Origin of the sequence: Actinoplanes sp. NPDC048967, assembly GCF_040649415.1 — a bacterium.
GTDB lineage: Bacteria > Actinomycetota > Actinomycetes > Mycobacteriales > Micromonosporaceae > Actinoplanes.
On sequence record NZ_JBEZFL010000014.1, the window covers coordinates 156,708 to 175,867 of the forward strand.

Genomic DNA, 19,160 nt, shown 5'->3' on the forward strand with positions numbered 1-19,160 from the left:
TGATGTCCAAGCGCAAGATCGTCCTCGCCTTCTCCGGTGGCCTCGACACGTCGTACGCCCTGGTCTCCCTGCGCGAGCAGGGCTGGGAGGTGCTCACCGCCAACGTCGACACCGGCGGCCTGCACAGCGGCGAGGGTGACGTCGTCCGGGCCCGCGCGGAGGAGCTCGGCTCGGCACAGCACTTCGTCATCGACGCCCGCGAGGAGCTGTACGCCCGGGTGGTCACGTACGCGATCAAGGCGAACTACCTGCGCAACGGCGGCTACCCGTCCTGCGTCGGCGCGGAGCGGTTGGTCCAGGCGGAGAAGGTCGTGCAGTGCGCGCTGGACAACGGCGCCGACGCGATCGCGCACGGCTCCACCGGCGCGGGCGCCGACCACGTGCGCTACGACTCGGTGATCCGGGCGCTGGCCCCGCAGCTGGAGATCATCACCCCGATCCGCGACGAGCGGCTGACCCGCGAGTTCGAGCGTGACTTCCTGCGCGGGCACGGCTTCGAGACCAGCGACAAGGTCACCACGTACTCGATCAACGAGGGTCTGATCGGCACCTCGATCGGCGGCAAGGAGACCTACGGCTCCTGGGACTACCTGCCCGAGGAGGCCTGGGAGAGCACGAAGTCCATCAACGACGCCCCTGCGGACGGGGTCGAGCTGATCCTGGCCTTCGACCAGGGCGAGGTCACCTCGGCGACGACGCTGGACGGCACCCCGATCGAGGGGACCGGCCCGGACGCGCCGAACTACGCGATCCTGCGCTCACTGAACACGCTGGCCGCCGAGCACGGCGTCGGGCGGGGCATCCACATGGGCTCGACCATGGTGGGCAACCTGGCCCGGGTCGGCTTCGAGGCCCCCGGCATGCTCACCCTGATCGCGGCGCACCGCGAGCTGGAGCGCCTCACCCTGAGCAACCGGCAGCAGGCCACCAAGCTCCAGCTCGGCAACACGTACGGCGACCTGCTGCACGAGGCCGTCTACTACGACCCGATCCTGGACGACTTCCGGGCGTTCCTCGACTCCAGCCAGACCCGGGTCACCGGCGAGGTGCGGATCCGGCTGCACAAGGGCAACGTGATCCCCCTGGGCAGCCGCAGCCCGTACAGCCTGCTGGACGCGGCGACCCGGCAGGGCGTGGTCTACGGCTACGGCTCGTCCCTGTGGACCGGCGAGCAGGCCCGCGCCTTCGCCCACATGTACGCCATCCCGGGCGCAATCGCCAAAAACGCCGCTGCACACGACAAATGACATTTCCTGGTACGGGGAGAAGGCGTTGACCACCACCGGTTACCAAGATCTTCCTGCTCGGGTGGCTTGGCGTCGCTGTCCGTGCTCGTCTCCGCCGTCGCACTCGCCCCGGGAAGGCCACTCGGAACAGACCGTGTGGGCGTCGCGGACCCCACCACCGCGCCGAGTCACCGCACCGTCGGTCGGCCGGCCGAGCGCGTCGTCCCGCCGGCGGGGTGTGTCGCCCGGCCGGCCGGATGCGCGACCGCAGCCTTGCCACCGTCTTCGCCCGGCGGTGCGGCACTGCGGTGACCCGGCGCTCAGGTCGCCGGTGGTGGCGAGGAGGTGGTGCTCGCGGTTGTCGACGCGTCATCCCCGTACCGGGAGGATGCTCTGGCTCTCAGCTCAACCAAGCGGCCAAGACCCGTTCGCATTCGCGGATCTCGGCGACCGGCACGTACTCCTCGTCGGTGTGGGCCAGCAGCGGGTCGCCCGGTGCGTAGTTGACCGCCGGGATGCCGAGTTCGGCGAAGCGGGCCACGTCCGTCCAGCCGAACTTCGGCGCCGGCTCCTTGCCCACCACGGCCAGGAACTCGGCCGCCGCCGGCTGGTCCAGGCCCGGGCGCGCGCCCGGCGCCTGGTCGCGGATCTCCAGCTCGTAGCCGGCGAAGACCTCCCGCAGGTACGCGTAGGCCTCGTCGACGCTGCGGTCCGGCGCGAACCGGTGGTTGATGTCGATGACGCACTCGTCGGGCAGCACGTTGCCGGCGATGCCGCCCTGGATGTTCACGGCGTTGAGGCCCTCGTGGTACTGCAAGCCGTCGACGAACGGGCGCCGCGGCTCGTAGGCGTTGAGGATGGCCAGCACGGGAGCGGCGGCGTGGATGGCGTTGATTCCGCGCCAGGCCCGGGCGGTGTGCGCGGCCTTGCCCTTCAGCGTGATCCGTACCCGCATGGTGCCCTGGCAGCCGCCCTCGACGCCGCTGTTGGAGGGCTCGCCCAGGATGGCGAAGTCACCGGCCAGCCAGTCGGGGTGGTTGCGCACGAGGCGGCCGAGCCCGTTCTTGACCGAGGCGACCTCCTCGTTGTCGTAGCAGACGAAGGTGAGGTCGTGGCGCGGCTCGGTGACGGTCGCGGCGATGCGCAGCTGGGTGGCCAGGCCGGCCTTCATGTCGCAGGTGCCGCGCCCGTGCAGGAGCTGGGCCTCGCCGTCGCCGGTGGTCCAGGTGGGAAGATTGTCCTTGATCGGTACGGTGTCCAGGTGCCCGGCGAGCACGATCCGCTTGTCCCGGCCCAGGTTCGTGCGAGCCACCAGGGCGTCGCCGTCGCGCAGCACCTCGAGGTGGCCCAGCTTGCGCAGGGAGGCCTCCACGGCGTCGGCGAGGGTGCCCTCGTCGCCGCTGACCGAGGGGATGTCGCAGAGCGCGCGGGTCAATGAGACAACATCATCGTGCAGGTCGAGCGTCATGGGACGGACCCTATCGTGGGTCACCCGAACCAAATCGAAGGAGTGAGCGCGTGCCGGAGACCGAAGGTCCGACCAGGCTGTGGGGTGGCCGTTTCGCCGGCGGACCGGCGGAGGCCCTGGCCCGGCTGAGCGTGAGTGTGCATTTCGACTGGCGCCTGGCCCCGTACGACATCGCGGCCTCGCGGGCCCACGCCCGCGTCCTGGCCGGCGCGGGCCTGCTCGACGCGGACGAGCTGGGCCAGATGCTGGCCGCGCTGGACGACCTGGAGTCGGCCTGCGCGGCGGGGGAGTTCCGCCCGACCGTCGAGGACGAGGACGTGCACACCGCCCTGGAACGCGGCCTGCTGGAGCGCCTCGGCACCCTGGGCGGCAAGCTGCGCGCGGGCCGTTCCCGCAACGACCAGGTCGCCACCGACCTGCGGATGTACCTGCGGGACCACGCCCGCGGAGTGGCCGCCGCGGTGGTCGAGCTGGCCGACGCGCTCCTGGAGCAGGCCGGCCGGCACCTCGACACGCCCGCGCCGGGCATGACCCACCTGCAGCACGCCCAGCCGGTGAGCTTCGGCCACTGGCTGCTGGCCCACGTCCAGCCGCTGCTGCGCGACCTGGACCGGCTGCGCGACTGGGACGCCCGGACGGCGATCTCCCCGCTGGGCTCGGGTGCCCTGGCCGGCTCGTCGCTGCCGCTGGACCCGGGCGCGGTGGCCAAGGAGCTGGGTTTCAAGGCCCCGGCGCAGAACTCGATGGACGCGGTGTCGGACCGCGACTTCGTCGCCGAGTTCCTCTTCATCACCGGCCTGATCGGCGTGCACCTGTCCCGCCTCGGCGAGGAGGTGGTCCTCTGGACCTCGCAGGAGTTCGGCTGGGTGATCCTCGACGACGCGTTCGCCACCGGCTCGTCGATCATGCCGCAGAAGAAGAACGCGGACATCGCGGAGCTGGCCCGCGGCAAGGCGGGCCGGCTCATCGGCGGCCTGGTCGCGGTGCTGACCATGCTCAAGGGCCTGCCGCTGACCTACGACCGCGACATGCAGGAGGACAAGGAGCCGGCCTTCGACGCGATCGACACGCTCCAGCTGCTGCTCCCCGCGCTGGCCGGAATGATCTCGACCATGACGGTACGGGTGGACCGCCTCGCCGCGGCCGCCCCGATCGGCTTCTCCCTGGCCACCGAGGTGGCGGACTGGCTGGTCCGCAAGCACGTCCCGTTCCGCGACGCCCACGAGATCACCGGCCGCCTGGTGGCCCTGTGCGCGGCCCGGGAATGCGAGCTGGAGGACGTCTCGGACGAGGACCTGAAGACGGTCAGCGAGCATCTCGACCCGTCGGTGCGCGAGGTGCTCAGCGTCCGCTCGGCGCTGGCGGCCCGGACGACGGCCGGCTCGACCGGCCCGGGTCCGGTGTCGGACCAGCTCCAGACGGCCTCGGACAAGCTGGACGGCTGGCGCGAATGGTCCATCGAGAGCGTGGTCCCACGCTGAACCCCCACGGGTACGGGCGCAGCGTCACCAGGAGCAACACCCCCGCCCGCCCTCACCGCGCAGCCACGTGACACTCCAGCCCGGCGGTCGCCCGCCGGGCTGGAGCGCGTCTACTGAATGTCTTCCGCGCGGCTACCGCAGGTTTGCCCGGCGCCGGAATCGAGGGTGCACTGGACGTCCGGCGCAGGATCCTGGGGGTCGCTCGTGCACGTGGTGTCCGTGATGAACTACAAGGGTGGCGTGGGCAAGACCACGCTCACCGCCAATCTCGCCGCCGAGATCGCCAACGGCGGCTATCGCGTCCTGATGATCGACCTCGATCCGCAGACGAACCTGACGTTCTCGTTCTTCACCGTCGAGGAGTGGAACGCCGACCTGCGCGACACCCGGACCATCCAGCGCTGGTACGACGGGGACATGCCCGGCCAGAGCGTCCGGCTCGATGAGCTGATCCTCACGCCGGAGCGGGTCAACGCGGTGATCAAGCAGGGCGCGGGCCAGCTCGACCTGATCTCCTCGCACCTCGCCCTCATCGACGTCGACCTGCACATGGCGGCGCGGCTCGGCGGCGGGGTCACTCTGGCCGAGAACAAGCGTAAATTTCTGCGCTTGCACGACTGTCTCGCCGAGGCGCTGCGGTCCCCGGCCTTCAGCGGCTACGACATCGTGCTGATCGACTGCCCGCCGAACTTCGGCCTGGTCACCAAGACGGCCATCGTGGCCAGCGACTACCTGCTGGTGCCGGCGAAGGCGGATTACCTGTCCACCCTCGGCATCGGCTACCTGCAGCACAGCGTCGCCAAACTCGTCGCGGAATACAACGACTACGTCGGGCACGCGCCCGGTGCCGGTGCGGCCGGCGACCGCATCGACCCGCGGATCGCCGGGGTGGCCTTCACCATGACGCAGATCTACGCCGGCCGGCCGATCGGCAGCCAGCGCATGCAGATCGACGAGATCCGGGCGGTCGGCGGCGTACCGGTCTTCGAGTCGACCATCCGCAACAGCCCGACCTACTTCGCCGAGGCGGGGCGCGACGGCGTGCCCGCCATCCTGTCCGCGCCGCTCAACGACCCGGTGAGCCAGGAGTTGCGCGCGCTCTCGGAGGAGTTCGTCGCGGCCATCGCTTCCGGGGGGTCCCGCCGATGAGTGCCGACCTGCTCAGCGTGCTCAAGCTGGTGCACCAGGTGACCGGGTTCCTGCTGCGCCTGCCGGCGGACCAGCTCGCGGGCATCGCCGACGGCCGCCTTGCGCTGACGGTGGGCGGCCCGGCCCAGCCGGCGCCTGCCGTCGCCGAGGCGAAGCCGCCGCTGAAGCCGAGGACCGCGCGGCCACCGGCGCAGCGGGAGGCGAGCGATGACTATTCCGAGATCGTGGCCGGGTTGCGCCGGCAGGAGTCGACCGTCGACGGCCTGACCTACCTGTCGACCGTGCAGGTGAACGGCAGGAAGTTGCGCAAGACGGATCTGCTGGCGGTGGGCAGACACCTCAAGGTGGACATCCCGTCGTCGCTGACCGTTGCGATGATCCGCCGCCGGCTGGTGGATCAGGCTTCCGGTGCCCGCCGCAAGTACGAAGGTCTGAGGCCCTGATGACCGACGAGGCGGGCCGGTCCATGCATCTGCTGGACGGGCGGCGGGTGACGCTGGCCGACCTCATCGCGGCCGGACTGCTCAAGCCGGGGGAGCGGGTCCGCTTCAGCCGTCCCCGGGTGGGGCAGACCCACGTCGCCGAGGTCCTGGAGTCCGGGCGGCTGCGCCTGGCGGACGGCGACGAGTACCGTTCGCCGTCGCGCGCGGCCATGGTCGCCGCGAACATGCGCGCTGTGGACGGCTGGCACGCCTGGCTGCTCGAATCGACCGGCGCGTCGCTGGACGCGCTGCGCCAGGATCTGCTCGACCAGGCCGTGGCGGACACCGTCGAGGAGACGGCGGCGCCCGACGAGGAGGTGGGATCTCCGGCGCAGGTCCACGAGTGGCTGCGCACGGCGCGGGTCCGCGCGGAGGGCGATGCGCCGGAGCGCATCTCGGTCCGCGAGCTGCTGTCCTTCTGGGGGGCCAAGGACCGGGGTGACCAGATCGTCCGGATCGAGGCTGACCTGGCCAACCACGGACTCGCCACCCGGCCGAACTTCCGCAGCGTGACGCTGGAGACCCGGGTCACGATCATCACCGCGGCGCAGGAGGCGGACCAGGAGACCGACGAAGCGGTGGACACCGCGGCCCCGCCGGTGGACGACGAGGACGAGGCCGAGTCGCCCTACATCGGCCTGATGGTGGGCAACCTCGCCGCGGCGCTCGCCGGTGTCGAATGGGTGAAGCCGACAGCCACCCTCCAGGAGGCCAAGACCAAACTCCTGCTCAACGACTTCTCGCAGCTCGCGGTGCTGTCCGGCAAGCACAACCTGCGGGGGGCGGTGACGTGGCAGTCGATCGCGCAGGCCCTGCTCGACGATCCGCACGCCGTGCTCGCGGACGCGATCGTGCCGGCACGCGACGTCAGCTACCGGTCCGACCTGCTGACCGTGCTCGACGAGTTACGGCGCCGCGGTTTCCTGTTCGTCCGCAACGAGTCCAATGAGATCGCCGGCATCATCACCGCCGCGGACGTCGCGGGTCGCTACGGGGAGATGGCGAACCCGTTCATCCTCATCGGCGACCTCGACCGGCTGCTGCGCCGGGCCATCATCCGCAAGATCACCCTGGCCGAGGTGGTCGCCGCCTGTGATCCGCCCGGCAACAGGATCAAGTCGCACGACGACATGGCCATGGGTGACTACCAGCGGGTGCTGGAAAACCCTGCCTTGTGGGCGAAGCTCGGCCTGCCGCTGGACCGGGCGACGTTCGTGGCCCGGATCAACACGATTCGCACGGTGCGCAACGCGGTCATGCACTTCAACCCCGATCCGCTGCCGGACAACACCGTCGCGCACCTGAGCATGATCAACGACCTGCTCCGCAAGTACGCGATCTGACCCGGCTCAGCGGGCGCTCACGCTCTCCTGGTGGTCGTCCTCCGCTGCCTCGTTCCGGCTCGGCACGGTGGCAACCGGCCGGCGGTTCCGCCGCCAGATCGTCAGTCCCACAGCGATCAGAACCGCCGTCCCGGTGATCACGCCCACCGCCGCGGTCGGCACGTCCAGCAGCTTCAGCGCACTGGCCAGCAGCACGATCACCAGCGCCGCCCGCACGATGCCGCCCGGCGCCCGGGACGAGATCCGCGCGCCCAGCAGGACGCCCGGGATCGAGCCGATCAGGACCGCGCCCGCGATGTCCAGTTGCAGGTCGCCGAAGAGGGCGTGGCCCACCGCCGCCGAGATGACCAGCGGGATGGCCTGGATCAGGTCGGTGCCGACCAGGTCGTTGGCGCGCAGCTTCGGGTACAGCGCCAGCAGGGCCACGATGATCAGGGAGCCGGAGCCGACCGAGGTCAGGCCCACGATCAGGCCGCCGCCGACGCCGACCAGCAGGGTGGGGATCGGGCGTACCGTGATCGGCTCGGCCGGGCCGTCGCCGCGCTGGTTCCGGGTCACCCAGGCCTTGAGCAGCATGCCGCCCGCGGCCAGCAGCAGCGCGCCGCCGAGGGCGATCTTGATCGTGTGCTGCACGGTCTCGTCGTCGCCGAGCAGGCGCAGCAGCAGGACGCCGGCGAAAGCGCTCGGGATGCTGCCGGCGCAGAGCCAGGCGACGAGGCGCCAGTTCACCGTGCCGCGGCGGGCGTGCACCCAGCCGCCGAACGGCTTCATCACCGCGCTGGCGGCCAGGTCGCTGGAGACCGCGGCGACCGGCGGGACGCCGAAGACCAGGACCAGGATGGGGGTCATCAGGGCGCCGCCGCCCATGCCGGTGAGTCCGACCACGATGCCGACGCCGAGTCCGGCGAACGCCAGGGTGAGGTCCATCGGTCGAGTTTCGGCGAGAATCCCTGCCTTGTCTACTAACTCGGTCGACTATATCAACTATTGGAACGACGAAGTCTTCATGTGACCGCTAACAACGGCCTGCCGGGGGTCATGTTGCCACTCTGTTACGGCTTGACTACATGAATGTTAGCGATAACACTGCGGGGGACGTATCGATGGGATGAGCGGGGTCATCGAGGAGGTCGCACCATGAGCACCCTGCCCCGGCACACCGCTCTCCGCGCCGTCTCCGACACAGTCGGCGGCAACCGCATCGAGCTGCGCCAGTTGCGCTATTTCGTCACCCTGGCCGAGGAACTGCACTTCGGCCGGGCCGCCGCCCGCGAGCACATCGTCCCCTCGGCGCTCAGCGCCCAGGTGCAACGCCTCGAACGCGCGGTCGGCGTGCTGCTGGTCGACCGGACCACCCGGCACGTCGCCCTCACCCCGGCCGGCGCCCGTTTCCTGATCGAGGCCCGGCAGATCGTCGAGCACGTCGACCGGGCCGCCGTACTGGCCCAGGGCCTGGCTCTCGCCGCGCCGACGCTGCGGGTCGGGGTGCTCGACGAGGGCTACGACGCCGTACGCCCGGTGCTGCGCGCGGTGCAGGCCCGTCATCCGGAGCTGGAGGTCCACCAGGTGCTCGCGGGCGTGCCGGAGCAGTGCCGGCTGCTCGCCGACGGCCGGCTCGACGTGGGCATCGGGCGGCTGCCGGGGGCGGCGCCGGAGATCGCCGCGGAGATCTTCCGGCTCGATCCGCTGGGCGTGCTGGTCCCGGCCGGGCACCCGTACGCCGCCCTGAGCCACGTCCCGGTCAGCGACCTGCGCGGCGAGACGCTGCTGCTGGCCGACGAGGACCAGGCGCCCGAGTTCAACGGCTTCGTCGCGGAGGTGTGCCGGTCCGCGGGCTTCTTCCCGACCCTGTTCTCCGGCAGTGTGCAGACGCTGCGCGCGGCCGTGGACCTGGTGTTGCAGGGTCGCTGCGTGCTGTGCACCCCGGAGTCGACGGCGGGCGTGTCCACCGAGCTGGTCTGGCGCCCGCTCGATGCGTCGGTGCCGAGTTACCCGTGGTCGATGTTGTGGCGGGCCCACCACCCGTCCCGATGGGCGATCGAGCTGGTCGAGACCGCCCGCGGACTGGCCGCCGAACTCGGCTGGTGCGACGCGGCCCGGGACCGCGCCAGCTGAGCCGGACCGGCGCGACGCGTCCTGGGCCCCGTGAACAGCCGGAGAAGCCTAGGTCGTCCGGGCGGCCAGCTCCCGGCACCGCTTGCTGAGCGCCTCGATCCGCCGGTCCAGCGCCGCGGAACCCGTCCCGTCCGCAAGGTCGCCGAGCAGCTCGGCATAGTCACCGGCGAGCCGCCGGTACTGCTTGTCGAAGGTCTTGCGCCGCCCCCGCGGCGACCGCCCGTCCAGCTCGACGATCTGCCGCGCGAGGACCGCCGCGGCGGCGCTCGTGGCGTTCCCGGCGTCGACGGCCGCGGCCCGGCGCTCATGCCCGGCGACCGCCAGCCGCCCGGCCCGGCGCCCGGCGACGTACAGCCCGGCCGCGCCCAGCAGGACCGCCGCGATCGCCGCCGCCGCGATCAGATAACGCGGCAGCGACGGGCTGATGGTCCGCGCGCCGTCGGGCACCACCTTGGCCTTGACCAGCCCGTCGTAGTTCACGGCGACCACCTTCAGCGCCTCCAGCGGCCGGTCGGCGAACCCGTCGATGCCCGAGCCGATCGTCGTCTCGGCCACCGCGGCCCTGCCGAAGTTCTCGTCGTCGACGCCGGGCAGCAGCGCGCAGCCGTACGTGTCGTACTCGTCGTCCTGCCGGCTCAGCACCAGCACCAGCGTGCCCTTGGCCGCCTGCCGGGCGGCGTCGCAGCCCTGCCGCAGATCATCCGTGCCGGGCGCCAGCATGATCACAACCAGCCGGCGGTTGCCGAGCACCCGCTGCGCGGCCGGGAGGTCCAGGTCGATGCCGGGGGCCGCGTAGACCGACGATGAGCGGACCTGCCGGGCGATCGGCCCGTCCAGGATGCCGCCGGACCACAGCGCCCAGCCGGCCAGGATCAGGCAGGCCACCACAGCCAGGCCGAACGGCGTGACCCGTCTGCTCACGCCGGCCTCCGCAGGTGGTCGCCGGGCCGGTAGCCGTCGAAGGGCAGCAGCCGCGCTGCCTCGTCGAGCTCGGCCTCGGCGTCGTCGAGCAGCTCGCGGACGTGCGGATCCGGCAGGTTCCCGGTGAGGGCGTCGCGGGCCGCCAGCAGCTTGGTGATGCCCCGGGTCAGCGCCGGGTCACTGGTCCGGGAGGTGAGCGCCGACATCTCGACGGCCAGCCCGGTCAGGCCGGCCAGCCGGGCCGGGGTGCCCAAGCTCGGCGCCGCCGGGGCCGGCCGGCGCACGGATCGCGCCGACAGCAGCAGGAAGGCGACGACGCAGGCGGTGAACAACCACGGCAGGGCGGGCAGGGCGACCCGGACCGGGTCGAGCGGACGGTACGGCAGGGGCCGGTCGAACAGCCCCGAGTAGCGCACGTCGGCGACCCGGTCGAGGTACGTGGCCAGCACCGCCCGCTGCGGATACGCCGACCGGCTGAGCAGATCACCGAACCGGCCGTAGTACGTGGCCGTGGTCAGCTCGGCGAACCCGGCCGCGCCCGGACCGTCGTACTCGATCCACGAGCCGTACATCACCACGATCGGGGTGTCCGGGAAGCTCGCCGCGAGCGCCGGCCCGTAGCGGGGGACCGGTTTCCCGGCCGGCTGCCGAGGCAGGGCCACGTACAACGCGCTGCGGCCCGGAAAAGCCGCCGTCGCCGGCACGTCGGTCAGGGTCGCGCCGGCGGCGACATGCACCCCCGTGCGCCGCAGGTCGGCGGTGACAACCCGCAGCTCCGCGGTGCTCGGGTCGCGCCGGGCCAACCGGTCGGTCTCCGCGGGCGCGGGCTGGTCGTTCAGCTCCGCGACCAGGCCCACCAGCAGTGTGGTCACGTCACCGGTGGCGAACTGGGACCGCCAGTCGGCCGCCGTGCTGCCGGTGGACCGGTAGAGCCCGCCGCTGACCTGGGTGCCGATGATCCGGACGGTGGCTTCCTCGACGTCGCGGACCCGGTCCTGCGCTGCCTTGTCCAGCCCGGGCGGCGCGACCAGGATGCGCACCTCGGCGCCACCGGCCGCGGCCCGGACCGCCGCTTCGTCCCAGGACGCGATGGCACCGGGCAGCCGGACCACCGGCTTCGCCCGGACCAGCGCGCTCATCTCCTCGACCGAGGGCACGCTCGCCGAACCGGCCGGCTGCTGGTCGATGCGCTGGGCGGTCGACGGGGACGCGCCGTAACTGACGTCGATGCTCTGCCGCTGGGCGCCCAGGAAGATCACCAGGATGCCGGCGGCGATGCCGAGCACCGCCCAGCGCAGACACTCCGGCCGCCGCCGCGGGAAGTGGTCAGCCACGCGCGGCCTCCCGCCACAGGGTGTCGGCCCGGCGCGCGCACTCGGCCGCTGTCCGGGCCGCCGCGCGCCCGCCGCGGCCCGCGGCGATCAGCTCGGCCCGGCTCAGCAGCTGCTCGGCCTCGGCGACCGGGACCGGGCACGCGTCGCGGCTGACGGTGGCGGTGTCGATCGCGGCCCGGGCGGTGGACCATTCCGTACGCCGGTGCAGCTCACCGGCCCGCAGCCGGGGCACGGCGACCGCCGCGAAACCGGCCCCGATGAGCAGCACGACGCCCACGGTCCAGATCGGCCATGACGACATGAAGGAGCAGCTCCGGTGGGGTCTCGAGCGGTTGTCAGGACCCGATTGTGCCGGACGGGGTCCATCGATCACGCAGGTATCGTCGTCGACACGGAGGTGGCCGATGACACGGGTCGTGGTGGCCGGGGACGTCGGCGGGTGCGCGCGGCAGCTGACGGACGCGGTCGGCGGGCTGACCCGCGACGAGGACACCGTGATCGTCCAGGTCGGCGACCTGGTCGACCGGGGGCCGGACAGCTCCGGCGTGCTGGCCTTCGTCGACGCCGGCCGCTCCTCGGCGACGTCCGGGATGCGGACGGCCGGGAGTGGCCCTGGACGGAACCGGGGTTCAGCCGCCGACCCTGATCATGTTCCAGGACAGGGCCGGGAGCTCGGCCCGCAGCCGGCCACCGTCCATCTTGGGCTCGCTCAGGTCGCGCGGCTGCACCCGGTCGGGCTGCTGGGCGGTGTTGATCGCGTCCGGGTCGTCGTCGGCCAGGACCGTGTGGGTGGCGGTGGTCAGGCCGGGCAGCGCGCGCAGGTCCACGTCCAGGGTCATCGGCTCGGTCTGCGACCTGTTCACCGCGAAGAGCACCACGCCGTCATCCGTCTGCACGGCCACCGCGTCCAGCAGCGGGACCTCGCCGTGCCGGGCCGTCTCGTGCGTCGGTGCCGTGATCGCCGGCTGCAACACGGTGCCGCGCCCGTAGCGGGTCGTCAGCGCGTACGGGTGGAAGCTCGCCTGCCGCCACGCCGTGCCGCCCGGCTCGGTCATGATGGTGGCGATGACGTTGACCAGCTGCGCCTGGCAGCCGATCTTCACCCGGTCGGCGTGGCGCAGCAGGCTGATCAGCAGGTTGCCGACCACGACCGCGTCGGTGACCGAGTAGACGTCCTCGATCAGCCGGGGCTGGTGCTCGACGGCCAGGTTCGTCTCGCCTGCGAAGCGGCTCTGGTACCAGACGTTCCACTCGTCGAACGAGATGTTGATCCGCTTGCTGTGCCGGCCCACCGCGCGTACGTGGTCGGCCGTCGCGACGAGCTCGTCGATGAACTGGTCCATGTCGGTGGCGCAGGCCAGGAAGCTGTCCCGGTCGTCCCCGTGCTGCTGGTAGTACGCGTGCATCGACACGTAGTCGACGGCGTCGTACGTCTCGGCCAGCACCGTCGCCTCCCAGCTGCCGAACGTCGGCATCTGGCGGCCCGAGCTGCCGCAGGCGACGAGCTCGATCGACGGGTCGACCTGGCGCATCGCCTTGGCGGTCTCCAGCGCCAGGCGGGCGTACTCCGGAGCGGTCTTGTGGCCGATCTGCCACGGACCGTCCATCTCGTTGCCCAGGCACCAGGTCTTGATCCCGTACGGCCGCCCGCCGCGCAGGTCCGACCAGTACGTGCCGCCGGGCAGGTTGCAGTACTCGACCAGGGACCGGGCCGCGTCGATGCCCCGGGTGCCCAGGTTGACCGCCATCATCGGCTCCACGCCGACGGTCCGCGCCCAGGTCAGGAACTCGCCGACCCCGACGTGGTTGGACTCCAGCGAGCGCCAGGCCAGGTCGAGGCGGGTGGGCCGCTCGCCGACCGGGCCGATGCCGTCCTCCCAGCGGTAACCCGAGACGAAGTTGCCGCCGGGGTAGCGCACGAGCGGGACACCGAGCTCGCGGACCAGGTCCGCGGTGTCCTGCCGGAAGCCGTTCTCGTCGGCGCGCGGGTGCCCGGGCTCGTAGATGCCGGTGTAGACGCAGCGGCCCATGTGCTCGACGAACGAGCCGTACAGCCGCGGGTCCACCTCGCCCACCCGGAACGCGGGGTCGACGGTCATGGTGGCGGAAAGCATGCTCAACCTTTCAGGCCGCTGCCGGCGATGCCCTCGACGATATGACGCTGGAACAGCAGGAACACGGCGACGAGCGGGATCGCGCCGAGAATAGCCGACGCCATCGTGTCCGCGTACCGGATGCCGAAGGCTCCCTGCACCGTGGCCAGGCCGACCGGCACGGTCATGATGTCGGGGTTGCTCAGCACCAGCAGCGGCCACAACAGGTCGTTCCACGAGGTGACGAAGGTGAAGATGGCCACGGCCGCGACCGCCGGGCGGGCCAGCGGCATGATGATCTTCCGGTAGATCCGCAGGTAGCCGGCGCCGTCCATGCGCGCGACCTCCTCCAGCTCGCGCGGCAGGCCGTCGAAGAACTGCTTGAAGATGAACACGGCGATCGCGGTCGGGATCTGCGGCAGGCTCACCGCCCACCACGTGTTCAGCAGGCCCAGCGCGTCGAACTCGCGGAACCAGGGCACGATCAGAACCTGGCCGGGAATCATGATGCCGGCCAGCACGAGCCAGAACACCACGTTGCGGTAGCGGAAGCGCATCCGGGACAACGCGTACGCGGCCAGGCTGGCCACCAGCACGGTGCCCACGGCGGTCAGCGTCGAGATGAACAGGCTGGAGCCGAACCAGGTGATGATGTCGGTGTCGCGCAGCACCCGGCTGAACGCGTCGAGGGTCGGGTCGGCGATGGCCCACGTGGTGCGGGTGGTCTCGGCGTTGGGTTTGAGCGCGGTGTCCAGCGCCCAGGCCAGCGGCACCAGCCAGAGCAGGGCGAAGGCGATCAGCACGCCGAAGCAGATGCGGTTGAAGAGCTTGACGCGGGTCTCCGCCCGCTGAGCGAGATCCGTCATGGGTCAGACCCCTTTCTCCTGGCGCCGGACGATGGTGAACCAGACGGCGGAGACCAGCAGCACGACCACGAAGAACAGCATCGACACGGCCGCGGCGTAGCCGACCCGGAAGTTGGTGAAGCCCTCGTCGTAGACGTACTCCAGGATCGAGCGGGTGGCGAAGTTCGGCCCGCCCGAGGTCATGATGTACATCTGGTCGAAGACCTTGAGCGAGGCGATCACCTGCAGCACGGCCACCAGCGTGGTGGTGCGCCCCAGCATCGGGATCGTGATCTTGCGGATCTGCTGCCAGGGTGAGGCGCCGTCCATCGCGGAGGCTTCGTAGAGGTCACGCGGGATCTCCTGGAGACCGGCCAGGTAGAGCACGAAGTTGAAGCCCAGCGTCCACCAGATGGTGGTCATGGCCAGCGACGGCATGGCCCAGTTGGGGTCGCCGAGCCAGTTCGGCGAGGTGATGCCGATCTTCAGCAGGGCGGTCTCGATCAGCCCCAGCCCCGGGGTGTAGATGAAGATCCAGATCAGCGCGACCACGGCCGAGGGCAGGATGAACGGCGCGAAGAACGCCAGCCGGAAGAACCACCGGCCGCGGCTGGCCCGGTCGGCCAGCAGGGCGAAGACGAACGCGAGCACGATCAGCGGCGGCGTGGTCAGCACGGTGAACCACACCGTGTGCCACAGCGACGACCAGAAGTCGCTGCTCTGCAACGCCTCGGCGTAGTTGCCGAAGCCCGCGAAGCCGGACAGCCCGGGCTTGACCAGGCTGGTGTCGAAGAAGCTCATCACCAGGCCGTAGATGGTCGGTCCGATGATGAACGCGAGGTACAGGATCAGGAACGGCGCCAGGAAACCCAGCGCGGGCAGGCCGGTGCCGGGACGTTGCTCCGGCGGGGCCCCGTCCTCGGTCGCGGGGCGGGGGCGTACGACGGTCTCGGTGGTCACCAGGCACCCCCTCAGATGGGTGACGCGGTCGTGGACAGGTTCTGCAGCTGGCCGCGCATCTGGGCGATCGCGTCGGCCGGGGACTGCTGGCCGCCCAGGACGGTGGCGACGGCGGAGCCCATGACGATCTCGAAGTTGGAGCCGGAGCCGGAGTACCAGCCCTCCGGGTCGTAGACGGCGGCGTCGGCGGCCGCGGAGTAGTTCGACTGCGGCGTCATCGCCTGGTACTCGGCGCTGTCCCGGAACGGCAGCCAGGCCGGCACGTGCCCGCCCTCGGCCCAGGTCTTGCTCTGGTCCAGCATCGAGCGCACCAGCAGCAGCGAGCGGTCGAGACCCGCCTGGCTCTGGTCCGGCCGGCGGGGGATGACCAGGGTGTGCGAGTCGGCCTGTACGGCGTACTTGTCGCCGCCGAAGACGTTGGGGAACAGCGTCATGGAGAACGGCATCTTGGCGGTCTGGAAGGTGGAGATCTCCCACTCGCCCTGGAAGTAGAAGCCGGCCTGGCCGTTGGCGAACGTGGCGATGGAGCCCTGGTAGTCGGTGGCCGCGGGGAACAGCCCCGACTTGGTCAGCGACTGCAGGAAGGTCAGCACCTGGCTCGCCCGGGCCTCGTCGAGGACGACCCGGCGGCCCTGGTCGGCCAGCACCTCGCCACCGAGCTGGCTGTAGAGCGACTGGAAGATGCGCCAGGGGGTCGAGGTGTCGTTGTTGATCGTGACGACCCCGCCGTACGCGCCGGAGGCCTCCTTGGCCTTGCGCATCGCCTCGGTGAACTTCTCCGGGGTGTCCAGCGGGGTCAGCGCCCCGGACGAGTCCAGCAGTCCCGCTTTCTCGCAGATGTCGGTGTTGTAGAACATGACGAACGGGTGGGTGTCGAGCGGGATCGCGTACGCCTTGCCGTCGACCAGCCCCGCCTGCCAGGCCCGTTCGGTGAACAGGTCGGCGCTGATGCCGTGCCGGGCCAGGTCCGCGGGCCGCAGCTCCTCCAGCAGGTCCGAGCTGACCAGCGTCTTCATCCGGGTCAGGTGCGAGATGGCGACGTCCGGCGGTTTGTCGCCGAGCGTGGCCAGCGCCAGCTTCGTGTAGTACGGGTTGCCCCAGGCCAGGGTGACCGCGCTGAGCGTGACGCGGGGGTTGGCGGTCCGGAAAGCGTCGAGCATCTGGGTCATCCGGACGCCGTCACCGCCGCCGAACAGGTTCCAGTAGTCGAGCGACCCGCTGGTGTCGCGCCCCGGCGTCACGCCACTGCACCCGGTCAGCCCGAGGGCCGCCGCCGCGGCCGTGCCGCTCAACAGAGCGCGTCGGGTCAGTGTCATGACAGGAGCCTCCCGCCGTGCTTCACCACGAGTCCACAGATCGGCCTTCGCAAGACGAGAACGATCGGACGCGAATCGAGAAGGATCGCCGGTGCTGACCGGTTCACGCGCCGAGCGGCACCGGGGTGAGCAGCCGGGTGATGTCGTCGCCGGTCATCGGGCGGGCGAAGTGGAAGCCCTGGGCGTAGCGGTAACCGGCCTCGTACAGCCGGCGGGCCTGCGCCGCGGTCTCCACGCCCTCGGCGACAGCCTCGATCCGCAGGCCGGTGGTGATGGCGATCAGGCTGTCCACGATGACCGCCTGGGCGGTGCCGGCGGTGACCCCGTCGACGAACGACTTGTCGACCTTGAGGACGTGCACCGGGCAGTCCACCAGCAGGCTCAGCGACGACTGCCCGGTGCCGAAGTCGTCCAGCGCCACTCGCAGGCCGAGCTCGTGCAGGCCCCGGACCGCCTCCAGGCCGGGGCCGGTGCCCAGCACCGCGGTCTCGGTGATCTCGGCGGTGAACCGGGCCGGGTCCGCCCCGGTCCGGGCCAGCAGCGCGGCGACCCCGGTCACGAAGCCGGGCTCGTGCAGCTCCCGAGGGGAGATGTTGACGCTGACCCGGCGGGGCGCGTCCGCGCCGAGTGCGCGGTCCCAGTCGGCGACCTGGGCCACCACCTGCTCCAGGATCCACCGGCCCAGGTCGATGATCGCGCCGCTGCGCTCGGCCAGCGGGATGAACACCCCGGGCGACACCGGCCCGTGCACCGGGTGCTGCCAGCGCACCAGCGCCTCGACTCCGGCGGGCCGGCCGGCCGGCAGCTCGACGATCGGCTGGTAGACCACTGACAGCTCGCCGCGGGCGACGGCCTGGCGCAGGTCCGCGCCGAGCCGGGCGTCGCGATCGGCCCGCTCGTCCATCGCCGGGTCGAACCAGGCCGAGCGGCCGCCGCCGGCGTTCTTGGCCGCGTACATGGCGACGTCGGCGCGGCGCAGCAGCTCGCCCGGGGTGTCGCCGGGCCGGGCGGCGGTGACCCCGATGCTGATCCGGGGCGTCATCTCGTGACCGTCGATGAGCAACGGTTCCTGCACCTCGGTGAGCACCCGCCGCAGCAGGGCGGCCGCCTCGGTGTCGGTCAGGCCGGGCAGCAGCAGGGTGAACTCGTCACCGCCGAGACGAGCCACCGTGTCCCCGGCCCGCAGCAGACCGAGCAGGCGGCGGCTGACCGCCTTGAGCAGGGCGTCGCCGGTGCCGTGGCCGAGCCGGTCGTTGACGGTCTTGAAGTCGTCCAGGTCGAGCAGCGCCACGACGAAGCCGCCGGTGGCCAGCCGGGCGGTGACCTGTTCCTCGAAGCTGGCCCGGTTGGCGATCTCGGTGAGTGAGTCGTGCCGCACCTGGTGGGCCAGCTGCTCCTGGTACGCCCGCAGCTGAGTGAGGTTGCTGTCGACGGTGGCGAGCAGCCGGTTGTTCTCCCGCAGCGCGGTGACCTGCCGCACCACCACCAGGGCGGTGATCGCCACCGTCCCGACAGCGACGATCCGCCCCTCGGCGCTGGGGATGTCGGTGCCCAGCAGCATCGCGTCCATGCCGGCCACCGCCAGGTACGGCACCACGCTCACCCGCTGCCGGCCGCGCCGCGCGACGGGCGCCACGACGCGAGCCCGCAGCTGCCGGCCGGCGGCGAGCTGCGCACAGAAGCAGGCGATGGGCACGGCCAGGAAGGTCGAGTTCAGCTCCGGCCGCTCGTCCAGGAACGGCATCAGCGAGCCGGTCGCGGCGGCCAGCGCGGTGCCGAACGACAGCAGGTGCACGGCCCCCCGATCCAGTCCACCGGCGCCGGTGAAGGCCACCTTGACGAAAGCGATCAGCGACACCGAGGCGATCATGACGATGCCCAGCAGCGGCGCCGCCGAACCGGTGTGCGCGACCCAGCCCGCCGCGTGGATCAGCACGAAGTGCCAGACCAGGATGCCGCTGGTGATCAGGATGATGCCGGCGTCGAAGCCGAAGCGCGCCCAGTCACCGCGCGAGCGCGCCTCGGCCGGCAACCGCATCAGGGCCCAGACCAGGACCAGCAGCAGGAGCAGGTACAGAGCCGTGGTCGTCAGGCTGATCCGCTGGTGCGGCGCCGGGCCGGTGAGCGCGTCGCGCGCGTGCAGGACCAGGGTCACGGCCAGCACGCCGACACAGGCCGCGAAGTGCTGCCAGAACCGGCGGGTCGGCGCGGCCAGCTCGGTGCGCCGGCCGACCTGCCAGGACGCGTACGCGGTCAGCACAGCCATCACCGGCAGCGGCAGCCATCCGGTCACCGGGTGCAGCCCGGCGCCCAGCAGCCCGGCGGCGAAGTTGCCCAGGCTGACCGCGAGCAGCGCGCCACCGGCGACCACGGGCGTGCGCTGTCCTGCGATCATGAACCCGCTCATCGGTAGCGACCAGCGGGTCT

16 protein-coding genes are annotated in these 19,160 nt (G+C 71.5%); 6 read left to right on the forward strand and 10 right to left on the reverse strand.

Going from position 1 to position 19,160, the window contains the following annotated elements:
- Nucleotides 1-2: 2 nt before the first annotated feature.
- Nucleotides 3-1,247: an argininosuccinate synthase domain-containing protein gene (locus AB0C12_RS41065; protein ID WP_360556292.1), complete on the forward strand. Its 1,245-nt coding sequence runs from the start codon at nucleotides 3-5 to the stop codon at nucleotides 1,245-1,247.
- Between the two features lie 379 nt (nucleotides 1,248-1,626).
- Here AB0C12_RS41065 and dapE read toward each other — a convergent pair whose 3' ends face one another.
- Nucleotides 1,627-2,694: a succinyl-diaminopimelate desuccinylase gene (dapE, locus tag AB0C12_RS41070; RefSeq protein WP_360556293.1), complete on the reverse strand. Its 1,068-nt coding sequence runs from the start codon at nucleotides 2,692-2,694 to the stop codon at nucleotides 1,627-1,629.
- Nucleotides 2,695-2,744: 50 nt separating this feature from the next.
- On the opposite strand from dapE, the gene argH reads away from it, so the two are divergent.
- The 4 genes from argH to AB0C12_RS41090 all read left to right on the forward strand — a co-directional run bounded on the left by argH (nucleotide 2,745) and on the right by AB0C12_RS41090 (nucleotide 7,149).
- Nucleotides 2,745-4,175: an argininosuccinate lyase gene (gene argH, locus AB0C12_RS41075; RefSeq protein WP_360556294.1), complete on the forward strand. Its 1,431-nt coding sequence runs from the start codon at nucleotides 2,745-2,747 to the stop codon at nucleotides 4,173-4,175.
- A 117-nt stretch (nucleotides 4,176-4,292) separates the two neighbouring features.
- Nucleotides 4,293-5,324 carry an AAA family ATPase gene (locus tag AB0C12_RS41080; RefSeq protein WP_360556296.1) on the forward strand — a complete coding sequence of 344 codons (1,032 nt, stop codon included), beginning with the start codon at nucleotides 4,293-4,295 and terminating at the stop codon, nucleotides 5,322-5,324.
- Nucleotides 5,325-5,341: 17 nt separating this feature from the next.
- Nucleotides 5,342-5,767, forward strand: coding sequence for a hypothetical protein (locus tag AB0C12_RS41085; protein WP_360556297.1), 426 nt, complete (start codon nucleotides 5,342-5,344; stop codon nucleotides 5,765-5,767).
- Nucleotides 5,767-7,149: a hypothetical protein gene (locus AB0C12_RS41090; protein WP_360556299.1), complete on the forward strand. Its 1,383-nt coding sequence runs from the start codon at nucleotides 5,767-5,769 to the stop codon at nucleotides 7,147-7,149. Before AB0C12_RS41085 ends, AB0C12_RS41090 begins: the two co-directional genes overlap by 1 nt.
- Before the next feature lie 6 nt (nucleotides 7,150-7,155).
- Here AB0C12_RS41090 and AB0C12_RS41095 read toward each other — a convergent pair whose 3' ends face one another.
- Nucleotides 7,156-8,076, reverse strand: a complete 921-nt coding sequence (locus AB0C12_RS41095; protein ID WP_360556301.1) for a sulfite exporter TauE/SafE family protein — start codon at nucleotides 8,074-8,076, stop codon at nucleotides 7,156-7,158.
- 210 nt (nucleotides 8,077-8,286) lie between these two features.
- Here AB0C12_RS41095 and AB0C12_RS41100 point away from each other — a divergent pair, with 210 nt between their 5' ends.
- Complete coding sequence (locus AB0C12_RS41100; protein ID WP_360556303.1) at nucleotides 8,287-9,264, forward strand: LysR substrate-binding domain-containing protein; 978 nt, start codon at nucleotides 8,287-8,289, stop codon at nucleotides 9,262-9,264.
- 48 nt (nucleotides 9,265-9,312) lie between these two features.
- On the opposite strand, the gene AB0C12_RS41105 is transcribed toward AB0C12_RS41100, so the two are convergent.
- The 8 genes from AB0C12_RS41105 to AB0C12_RS41140 all read right to left on the reverse strand — a co-directional run bounded on the left by AB0C12_RS41105 (nucleotide 9,313) and on the right by AB0C12_RS41140 (nucleotide 19,128).
- Entirely contained in the window at nucleotides 9,313-10,185 is an 873-nt protein-coding gene (locus tag AB0C12_RS41105; protein WP_360556305.1) for a hypothetical protein, read from the reverse strand.
- Nucleotides 10,182-11,519, reverse strand: a complete 1,338-nt coding sequence (locus AB0C12_RS41110) for a hypothetical protein (RefSeq protein ID WP_360556306.1) — start codon at nucleotides 11,517-11,519, stop codon at nucleotides 10,182-10,184. The genes AB0C12_RS41105 and AB0C12_RS41110 overlap by 4 nt, the downstream gene beginning before the upstream one ends.
- Nucleotides 11,512-11,820, reverse strand: coding sequence for a DUF6403 family protein (locus AB0C12_RS41115; protein ID WP_360556307.1), 309 nt, complete (start codon nucleotides 11,818-11,820; stop codon nucleotides 11,512-11,514). The genes AB0C12_RS41110 and AB0C12_RS41115 overlap by 8 nt, the downstream gene beginning before the upstream one ends.
- 328 nt (nucleotides 11,821-12,148) lie before the next feature.
- The gene (locus AB0C12_RS41120) at nucleotides 12,149-13,633 is read right to left on the reverse strand and encodes an alpha-N-arabinofuranosidase (protein ID WP_360556308.1); all 1,485 of its coding nucleotides are present in this window, start codon (nucleotides 13,631-13,633) and stop codon (nucleotides 12,149-12,151) included.
- 2 nt (nucleotides 13,634-13,635) lie between these two features.
- Entirely contained in the window at nucleotides 13,636-14,478 is an 843-nt protein-coding gene (locus AB0C12_RS41125) for a carbohydrate ABC transporter permease (protein WP_360556309.1), read from the reverse strand.
- A gap of 3 nt (nucleotides 14,479-14,481) precedes the next feature.
- Nucleotides 14,482-15,417, reverse strand: coding sequence for a sugar ABC transporter permease (locus tag AB0C12_RS41130; RefSeq protein WP_360556310.1), 936 nt, complete (start codon nucleotides 15,415-15,417; stop codon nucleotides 14,482-14,484).
- A gap of 11 nt (nucleotides 15,418-15,428) precedes the next feature.
- The gene (locus AB0C12_RS41135; protein ID WP_360556312.1) at nucleotides 15,429-16,733 is read right to left on the reverse strand and encodes an extracellular solute-binding protein; all 1,305 of its coding nucleotides are present in this window, start codon (nucleotides 16,731-16,733) and stop codon (nucleotides 15,429-15,431) included.
- A 103-nt stretch (nucleotides 16,734-16,836) separates the two neighbouring features.
- Nucleotides 16,837-19,128, reverse strand: a complete 2,292-nt coding sequence (locus tag AB0C12_RS41140; protein WP_360556314.1) for an EAL domain-containing protein — start codon at nucleotides 19,126-19,128, stop codon at nucleotides 16,837-16,839.
- Nucleotides 19,129-19,160: the final 32 nt, after the last annotated feature.